The 7899-nt window shown below is 27.4% G+C and carries 11 protein-coding genes; 2 read left to right on the plus strand and 9 right to left on the minus strand.

Annotated features, from left to right (window positions below; genetic code table 11):
- The 6 genes from ACERKK_RS08965 to ACERKK_RS08990 form a co-directional block, all read right to left on the minus strand.
- A partial coding sequence (locus ACERKK_RS08965) for a Jag N-terminal domain-containing protein (RefSeq protein ID WP_373772743.1) occupies positions 1–269 on the minus strand: 269 nt, incomplete at its 3' end.
- Between the two features lie 9 nt (positions 270–278).
- Positions 279–1880, minus strand: coding sequence for a membrane protein insertase YidC (gene yidC / locus ACERKK_RS08970; RefSeq protein ID WP_373772744.1), 1602 nt, complete (start codon positions 1878–1880; stop codon positions 279–281).
- Between the two features lie 4 nt (positions 1881–1884).
- Positions 1885–2205: a membrane protein insertion efficiency factor YidD gene (gene yidD, locus ACERKK_RS08975; protein ID WP_373772745.1), complete on the minus strand. Its 321-nt coding sequence runs from the start codon at positions 2203–2205 to the stop codon at positions 1885–1887.
- On the minus strand, positions 2202–2537 hold the full coding sequence (gene rnpA / locus ACERKK_RS08980; protein ID WP_373772753.1) for a ribonuclease P protein component: 336 nt from the start codon (positions 2535–2537) through the stop codon (positions 2202–2204). The genes yidD and rnpA overlap by 4 nt, the downstream gene beginning before the upstream one ends.
- Positions 2525–2659: a 50S ribosomal protein L34 gene (rpmH, locus tag ACERKK_RS08985; RefSeq protein ID WP_373772746.1), complete on the minus strand. Its 135-nt coding sequence runs from the start codon at positions 2657–2659 to the stop codon at positions 2525–2527. Before rpmH ends, rnpA begins: the two co-directional genes overlap by 13 nt.
- A 198-nt stretch (positions 2660–2857) precedes the next feature.
- Positions 2858–5434 (minus strand): ATP-dependent Clp protease ATP-binding subunit, encoded by a 2577-nt coding sequence (locus ACERKK_RS08990; RefSeq protein ID WP_373772747.1) that lies wholly within the window; start codon positions 5432–5434, stop codon positions 2858–2860.
- A 145-nt stretch (positions 5435–5579) separates the two neighbouring features.
- On the opposite strand from ACERKK_RS08990, the gene ACERKK_RS08995 reads away from it, so the two are divergent.
- Positions 5580–6164 (plus strand): ribonuclease HII, encoded by a 585-nt coding sequence (locus tag ACERKK_RS08995; RefSeq protein WP_373772748.1) that lies wholly within the window; start codon positions 5580–5582, stop codon positions 6162–6164.
- Between the two features lie 108 nt (positions 6165–6272).
- The gene (locus tag ACERKK_RS09000) at positions 6273–6611 is read left to right on the plus strand and encodes a hypothetical protein (protein ID WP_373772749.1); all 339 of its coding nucleotides are present in this window, start codon (positions 6273–6275) and stop codon (positions 6609–6611) included.
- On the opposite strand, the gene msrA is transcribed toward ACERKK_RS09000, so the two are convergent.
- The 3 genes from msrA to ACERKK_RS09015 form a co-directional block, all read right to left on the minus strand.
- Entirely contained in the window at positions 6612–7097 is a 486-nt protein-coding gene (gene msrA / locus ACERKK_RS09005; RefSeq protein WP_373772750.1) for a peptide-methionine (S)-S-oxide reductase MsrA, read from the minus strand.
- A gap of 11 nt (positions 7098–7108) precedes the next feature.
- On the minus strand, positions 7109–7465 hold the full coding sequence (locus ACERKK_RS09010; RefSeq protein WP_373772751.1) for a methionine-R-sulfoxide reductase: 357 nt from the start codon (positions 7463–7465) through the stop codon (positions 7109–7111).
- A 21-nt stretch (positions 7466–7486) separates the two neighbouring features.
- On the minus strand, positions 7487–7899 hold a 413-nt coding region (locus ACERKK_RS09015), incomplete at its 5' end, for a fumarylacetoacetate hydrolase family protein (RefSeq protein ID WP_373772752.1).

Consider the following 7899-nt stretch of genomic DNA (forward strand, 5'->3'; position numbering starts at 1 on the left):
TCATTTTTTCTTGATTCTTCAATTTTAGATGAAACATCTTCAATTTTAATATCTTTTTTCATAAAAGTTTCAGATCTAGTTTCTTTAGTATATGTTTTACAATTGTCCTTGAAACAAACTTGAATAATCGCATTCTTCTTACCAAAGCCAAGGAAACCCTTGCTTGGCTGTTGGATTACTTCAATATCTAAATCAGTAATTGAACAATTAAAATCAGCAGATGCTAATTCATATACTTCTTGTAAACATTTAGCTTCAAATTTTTTCATAGTTAATTCCTATTTTTTTTCGGCTCTTTTTCTTTCAAATACTTTGTTTATGTAATACTGTTGTGAAATTGTAAATACGTTATTTACAAACCAGTATAATGTAAGTCCTGCTGGGAACCATAAGAAGAAGAATGTAAATACAACTGGTAACATTTGGAATATTTTCTTTTGCATTTCATCTTGCATTGTATTTGGTGTAATTTTTTGTTGTAAGTACATTGATGCACCCATTAAAATTGGTAATACAAAATATGGATCCATTTCAGCTAAATCATGTACCCACCAAATCCACTCTGCACCTTTTAATTCAATTGAATTTAAAAGTACTCTATAGATTGCGAAGAATACTGGAATTTGTAAAACTAATGGTAAACATCCACCCATTGGGTTAGCACCATGTTTTTTATATAATTCCATCATATGCATTGATTGTTTTTGTTTATCATCTTTATATTTAGCTTGAATTTCTTTCATTTTTGGTGCTAAATCTTTTAATTTTTGCATAGAAACCATACCCTTGAATGATAAAGGATATAATACAAGCTTAATTAAAATTGTTAAAATAACAATAGTCCAACCCCAGTTTCCAACATAAGATTGAATAAACTGTAATAATGTAAACATTGGTTTTGCAATAAATGTAAACCAACCATAATCGATTACATCTGTTAACTCTTTATTTAAAGCTTCTAAGTCTTTAAAGTTTTTAGGACCTACATATCCTGAAAAAGAGATATTATCATTTGCATGAATAAATGCTTGTGCATTAGATTCAGCATCTGGCATTAATGTAATTGCTAATGTCTTTTCAAAATTATAAATAACTGTTGCATAATATCTATCAAAGTTAGAGATAAATTTTATTCCTGTTAAGTTTTGAGTTTTATCTAAATCACCATCTTCAATAGTTGTTAAAGTACCATCGGCTAATTTACCCATTAAACCATGAACAGCATACATATCTGCTAATACATTTGGTCTAAATCCATTTGTAATAAAGAATTTTTTAGCATTAGTTGATTTTACATTTAAGTCATAATGTCCATCAGGATAAATTGTAAATGTTTTAGTTAAAACAGTTTCACCTAAGTCTTGTGTTAAAACTAATTTTTTAGCTTCTGTTTTTGCATCAATTGTTGAAGCACTTGCAACTAAATTTACTCTAAATGCTTTATTATTAATATTAGCATCTGTAAATCTAACTTCTAATGGCTTTAATTGATTAGCTTCAAAAAGCTTAATTTGATTACCATCTTCATCTTTGTATTTTTCTTCAAGTAATGTTACTTGTGCAATTCTACCAAATTTATCTATTTGGATAATATTTTCTCTAGTTGTAATAACTGAAATAATATCTGAAGGAGCAATTGCTTTACTTGATAATGCCTCAACTGATTTACTCATATCAATTGCATTACCCGTTGGGTCTGTTGCTACCATATTTACATTTGGTGTTGCTTTTTGAGTTTGTTCTTGTTTTGCTTGCGCAGATTTAGCTTCTTGTTGTGGTTTTAATACTAAAAACTCATAAGCTAAGAAAAATACAAAAACGACTACCGTCATTATTAACATTCGTTTCTGCATACCATTATTTTGATTCATATTGTTCATACTTCTATTTCCACTCCCGATTTTTAACTACAAAATACTTGTTATTTTCAACTGGAATATACCAATATTTTATTTTGATTTTTCCAAAATTTACATTTTGAAGTTTGTTTAACTTTACTACTGGATAGTCAAATCCTCCAGCAAAAAGTTGATTACATTTTAATATGCGTGTTATTGTAAAATAAATAGCCTTAAAAAATGTATTATTATCTACTTGCCATAGTGCATATTGTGAACATGTTGGATAATATCTACACGATCCAAAAGAGATGATAGTTAAATACTTTTGATAAAACCTAATTAAGTATTTAAATATTGTTTTCATTGAAGGAGTTCTAATCTTTTTAGTGCGAAGTCGAAATCTTTTTTAAGTTGTAAAAAACTTTTATCATTTATTGTATTTTTAACAACAAATATATATTTTCCAGATTTGATTCTATTTTCGTAAGTTGCGAACAATGCTCTCATTCTTCGTCTTGCTTTATTTCTAAGTACTGCGTTACCCACTTTTTTTGAAGTAACAAAAGCCGCTTTTAGCTCATCATTAGAACTAAAAAAAGCGACAAAAGATGACGTATGCCATTTTTCACCGCTTCTGTATAGTTTGTTAAAGTCTTTTGAACTATTTAAACGGTGAGATTTGCTTAAGCAGCTAATCTTTTTCTACCTTTAGCTCTTCTTGCTTTGATAACTTTTCTACCGTTTTTAGTAGCCATTCTTACTCTAAAACCATGTGTTCTCTTTCTAGGAGTGTTATGTGGTTGATATGTTCTTTTCATGCTAGTATTCCTCTATATTCACTATTTAAGTTGCGGAGTATAGTTAAACTATGCTTAATATTTCTTTAGTTTAACTATATCCCCTCTATTTTTTTGAAAAATTATGTTTTCAAAAATTTGTGTTATTATATCTATAATCTTTTAATTAATAGGTTAATTGACACAAATTATTTAATATTATTTGCTTTTAGTAGATAATTAACTGATAATTGTAAGTACCTCATCATCCTTAACATCAAATACTATAGTACTTCCTTCACTAATTTTATCCTCTAAAATTAAATCAGCTAATCTATCTTCAATTATTTCATACATAGCTCTCATTAATGGTCTTGCACCGTAAACTGGATCAAAACCAATTTTTGCAATATAATCTTTTGCATTTTGTGTTAATTCAATTTTTATATCTTTTTCTAACACTTTATTTTTAATATTTTCAAATAATATATCTACAATATTAGTAATTGCTTGGATTCCTAATTGCTCAAAAATTACAATATCATCAAGTCTATTTAAAAATTCTGGTTTAAAATATGATTTTATTTCACTTAAAACCTCATTTTTTCTTTCATCTTTATCTGATATTTCAATTATTTTAGAACTTCCAATATTTGATGTTAAAATAATTATTGTATTTTTAAAATCAACCGTTACACCTTTATTATCTGTTAATCTTCCATCATCTAATACTTGTAATAAAAGGTTAAATACATCAGGATGTGCTTTTTCTACTTCATCAAATAGTATTACAGAATATGGTTTTCTTCTAACTGCTTCTGTTAATTGACCACCTTCATCATATCCTACATAACCAGGTGCTGCTCCAATTAATCTACTAACAGCATGTTTCTCCATATATTCACTCATATCAAATCTAATTAACGATTTTTCATCATCAAATAAGAATTTTGCTAGAGTTTTTGCACTTTCAGTTTTCCCAACACCTGTTGGCCCTAAGAACATAAATGAACCAATAGGACGTGAGTCTTCACTTAAACCTGCTTTATTTCTCTTAATAGCTCTACTGATTGCTTTAATAGCATCATCTTGCCCTACTACATCTTGTTTTAATACAGATTCAATTTGTAAAACTTTTTGTTTTTCAGAATTTAGCATCTTATTTACAGGAATTCCAGTCCATCTTGAAACAATACTAGCAATAGAATCTTCATCAACTGAATTTTTAAGAAGTGTTCCCTCTTCTTGCATTCTATTCCATTTTTCATCGTTTTCTTTAACTTTGGCTTCTAATGTTGGAATTTCACCATACTCTATTTGTGCAGCTTCTTCAAATTTAGATTCTCTTTTAGCTATATTCGCTTTTGTTTTTAATTCATCTATTTTAACTTTTAATTCACTTGTAGCATTAAAAGTTTGTTTTTCATTTTCAAATCTTGCTTCTAAGTTTTGTTTTTCTTCATTTTTATTGGCTAATTCTTTTTCAATCTCTTTTAATCTATCTTCATTTTTTTTATTTTTCTCCATTTTTAATGCTTCTTTTTCAACATTTAATGTTTGAATTTCTCTTTTTATTGTAGACAGTACTGTTGGTTCACTCTCAATTTGCATTTTTAACTCAGCACCTGCTTCATCAATTAAATCAATAGCTTTATCAGGTAAGAATCTATCTGTTATATATCTATTTGATAATTTTGCAGCTGCTACTAAAGCTGAATCATTAATAGTAATATTATGATGAGTTTCAAGTTTTTCTTTTATACCTCTTAAAATTTGTAATGCTTCATTTACACTTGGTTCATTTACATTTACAGGTTGAAATCTTCTTTGCATTGCTGTATCTTTTTCAAAATACTTTCTATACTCTTTTAATGTTGTTGCACCAATTGTATGAAGTTCACCTCTTGCAAGGCTTGGTTTTAAGATATTTGCAGCATCCATAGAACCTTCACTTGCCCCTGCTCCAATAATAGTATGAATTTCATCTATAAATAAAATGATATTTCCAGCTTTTTTAACCTCATCAATAACAGATTTTAATCTATCTTCAAACTCACCTCTATATTTAGCACCAGCAATCATTGCACTCATATCTAATGTTACAACTCTTTTATTTAGTAAACTTGTTGGAACATCTTTATTTACTATTCTTTGAGCAAGACCTTCTGCAATTGCTGTTTTACCAGTTCCTGGTTCTCCTAGTAGTATTGGGTTGTTTTTTGTTTTTCTAATTAAAATTTGCATCATTCTATTGATTTGTTCATCTCTACCAATTACAGGATCTAATTGTCCATCAATAGCTTTTTTATTTAAATCAATCCCATATTTACCTAAAGCTTCTAAATTATCATCAGAACTTGCACTATCAATCGTAGCACCTGCTCTCATAACTTCAAGTTCTTTTTTTGCATCATGAAGATTTATATATTTACCTAATACCTCTTTTATCTCACTAGAATCAAAGTTTGCTATTAACCATGTATCAATTGCAATAAATGAATCTCCATAAGTAGTCATTAATCCTTCTGCTTTTTGTAAAGAAGATAATACATTTCTTGAAAGTCTGATATTTTCTTTAGTAACAGAGGAAACACTAGATAACTTTGAAGCATTTGATTTTGCTTCTAATAATATTGCTGTTTTATCTATATTCATCTTATTTAATAATTGATTTAATACTGAATTTGTATTTGTAAGTAAAGCCCAAAGTAGATGTATTACTTCAACTTCTTGATTTTTATTATGTAAAGCTAAAGCTACAGATGAATCTATAGTTTCACTTAGTTGGTTTGTCATTTTTTCAAAAATTTTATTCATTTTAGCACTCCTTGTATTTAACTGCTAATCAAATTATAGCAACTTGAGTCAATATTTGTCAAGTTGTTTAAAACCAAATTCTAATATATCAGTCTTTTTATAGTAATATTATATCAATAATTCAAATATATAAGAAGGTTTTTAAATGTTATGTGGAATTGATGAAGCAGGCCGAGGTCCAATTGCTGGTCCATTAGTAGTAGCTGGTGTTGTTATAAAAAATGAAATAAAAGGATTAAATGATTCTAAGCAACTAAGTGAGAAAAAAAGAGAAGCTTTATTTGATACTATAAAAGAGAATACTTATCATCATATTGTATTTACAGATGCTAAAACAATAGATGAAATTGGATTATCTTTATGTTTAAAGAACTCGATTTTAGAGATTATGCAAAAACTTCAAGAAAATTCATCTTCTTTTTTAATGGATGGTAATACATCATTTGGAATACAAAATTTAGAACATAAGATAAAAGCAGATGCAACAGTTCAAGAAGTAAGTGCAGCTTCTATTCTTGCAAAAGTGAGTAGAGATAGATATATGTGTAAAATTGCAGGTGATTATCCAAACTATAATTTTCAAAAACATAAAGGATATGGAACAAAAGCACATCTAGATGCTATTAAAGAGTTTGGAAGAAGTGATCAACATAGATTCACATTTAAACTAAAAGCTTTAGGAGAAGAAGCAATTAAAACAAATAAAGCTACTCAAAAGAGTTTATTCTAAATATAAGTTATTATACAAATTGTTTATATATTAATCACTATTTAACTACATTTTAAAATAATTTTGATAAGATATGAGTATATATAATTTAAAAAGAAAGGCTAGAAAATGCAATTACATGTATCTCCTGAAGTGATTTTATCACAATTAGGTTATTCAAAAAGTGAAACATCTTTACAACAAGCTGAAAAAATGATTAATAATACAAATGAGTTTGATAAATTTTCAAAACACATTTTTGCACTAAATGATCATTTAAAGAAAATGAATGCATATGTTGGATTATCAAATAAAACAGATTACTTAAAAATCAAATGTGATGAAAATGATGCTGAAGCAATTTTAGAAGAGTTTCATGATGAAGTTTCACATTGGGCAAATAAGTACAATGTAAAACTACAACAATTAGATAAAAAACCTATTTACTATATTTTAGGTACAAAATAATTAAAATATTTTTTTAAGAGTATGACAGTAAGGCACCTTTTGGTGTCTTGCATAATAGTCTTGATGATATTCTTCTGCTTCATAAAATGGAACTAATTCATATAAAGAAGTAGCTACTTCATAATCTTTATTTTCTAACTCTTTTATAACTTTTTCACAGATTTCTTTTTCTTCATTATTACTATAATAAATAGCAGATAAATATTGACTTCCTATATCTGGACCTTGACCATTTGTTTGTGTAAAATCATGAATTTCAAAAAATAACTTAACTAAATTTTCATAAGATACTAGAGTATCATCATATTCAACTTTCACTACTTCTAAATGCCCAGTCATTCCAGAACAAACTGATTGATAGTCAGGATTAGGTGTATGTCCACCCATATATCCAGAAACGGCACTAATTACTCCATTTAACTTTGCAAAATGATATTCAACACCCCAAAAACATCCAGCTGCAAAATATGCTTGTTTTATACTCATTTAAAATTCCTTTATTTTTTCTCAAAATTAAGAGATATTGAATTTACACAATGTCTTGTATTTTTTGAAGTAAAACCTTCTCCTTCGAAAACATGACCAAGATGTCCACCACAATTTGAACAAACAATTTCAACTCTTCTTCCATCAACATCAGGAACTCTTTTTACAGCACCTTGTATATTATCATCAAAACTTGGCCAACCACAACCTGAAGAAAATTTTGTATCTGATTCATATAGTTTTGTATTACACTTCTTACAAGTAAAAATACCTTTTTCATAAAAATCATTAAATTCTCCAGAAAAAGGTCTTTCAGTTCCTTTATTCTCAATTACTCTAATCTCTTCATCATTTAATTTATTAAACATTTATAACCTTTAGTATCTATTTTATAAAACGATAAACTCTTTTTGAATTAATACTTTATTGTCATAAAGAATTTTTCCTAAAAAAATATCTCCAACAATAAATTTACCAACACCTTTTGGAGTTCCTGACATTAAAATATCATTATCTTCAAAATCTAAAAAAGTTCTTGCTTCATTTATAATATCTTCTGGCTTATTTATCATTAAAGATACATCGCCTTTTTGTTTTAATTCACCATTTATAAAAAGTTCAACTTCTAATTTTGAAATATCATCATTAAAACTTACAAAATCAGAAAATACAGCTGATTTATGAAATGATTTTGCTCTTTCCCAAGGTAAACCTTTTTCTTTTAACTTAGTTTGTACTTCTCTTAATGTTAAATCTAAACCAAAACCAACTGCTGTTATTTTATTCTCTTTTATAATAAATG

It is taken from the genome of Poseidonibacter sp., from assembly GCF_041821165.1.
Classification (GTDB): Bacteria; Campylobacterota; Campylobacteria; order Campylobacterales; family Arcobacteraceae; genus Poseidonibacter.

What these genes read in the sequence shown, in the direction of transcription:
- yidC (WP_373772744.1), bottom strand. Translation starts at nt 1,880, where the DNA reads ATGAACAATATGAATCAAAATAATGGTATGCAGAAACGAATGTTAATA.
- yidD (WP_373772745.1), bottom strand. Translation starts at nt 2,205, where the DNA reads ATGAAAACAATATTTAAATACTTAATTAGGTTTTATCAAAAGTATTTA.
- rpmH (WP_373772746.1), bottom strand. Translation starts at nt 2,659, where the DNA reads ATGAAAAGAACATATCAACCACATAACACTCCTAGAAAGAGAACACAT.
- ACERKK_RS08990 (WP_373772747.1), bottom strand. Translation starts at nt 5,434, where the DNA reads ATGAATAAAATTTTTGAAAAAATGACAAACCAACTAAGTGAAACTATA.
- ACERKK_RS08995 (WP_373772748.1), top strand. Translation starts at nt 5,580, where the DNA reads ATGTTATGTGGAATTGATGAAGCAGGCCGAGGTCCAATTGCTGGTCCA.
- ACERKK_RS09000 (WP_373772749.1), top strand. Translation starts at nt 6,273, where the DNA reads ATGCAATTACATGTATCTCCTGAAGTGATTTTATCACAATTAGGTTAT.
- msrA (WP_373772750.1), bottom strand. Translation starts at nt 7,097, where the DNA reads ATGAGTATAAAACAAGCATATTTTGCAGCTGGATGTTTTTGGGGTGTT.
- ACERKK_RS09010 (WP_373772751.1), bottom strand. Translation starts at nt 7,465, where the DNA reads ATGTTTAATAAATTAAATGATGAAGAGATTAGAGTAATTGAGAATAAA.